This is a genomic window from Aeromonas media, from assembly GCF_000819985.1.
GTDB lineage: Bacteria > Pseudomonadota > Gammaproteobacteria > Enterobacterales > Aeromonadaceae > Aeromonas > Aeromonas media.
Map to the genome: position 1 here is coordinate 1 of NZ_CDBZ01000159.1, position 547 is coordinate 547.

1 protein-coding gene and 1 pseudogene are annotated in these 547 nt (G+C 61.4%); both read right to left on the reverse strand.

Going from position 1 to position 547, the window contains the following annotated elements; genetic code table 11:
* Positions 1 to 202, reverse strand: a pseudogene (locus BN1127_RS13865) (sugar ABC transporter substrate-binding protein); the annotation flags it as partial.
* Positions 203 to 218: 16 nt separating this feature from the next.
* The coding region (locus BN1127_RS13870) for an ExbD/TolR family protein (protein ID WP_042649863.1) at positions 219 to 547 on the reverse strand (329 nt) is incomplete at its 5' end.

Here is a 547-nt window from a genome sequence, read left to right on the forward strand (position 1 = left end):
GGCGGTTCGGGGGGGGCGGTTTGGGCAGTTCCCGTTGTTTCTCTTGCAGGGTCTCCTGGGGCTTGAGGCGAATGAAGTCGGTCATGGTGACGTCTTCTCTCTCCGTCAGCTCCCGGTGATCCGGCGTGATGAGCTTGTTCATTCCCAGAAACAGGAAGAACACCACCACACAGGAGACCGCTATCGCTATCAGGTATCTCATGGTGCTCGCTCCGGCATCAGCTGCTCTTGCTCGCCGCGATGGAGATGTTCTGGACACCGGCCATGCGGATCTGATCCATGACCTGGACCACCAGACCGGAACGGGACTCGGTGTCGGCCTGGATCACCACGGCGCTCTCCGGATTCTCCGCTCGCAGCCGCTCGATGTTGGCACGCACGGCGCCCACTTCGACGACCCGTTTGTCGACCCAGACCTGGCCGTTTTCGCGGACCGCGACCATGATGTTCCCCTTCTTCACCGTCTCGGCCGTGCTGGCGCTCGGGCGGTTGATCTCCACACCGGACTCCTTGACGAACGAGGTGGTGACGATGAAGAAGATCAGCA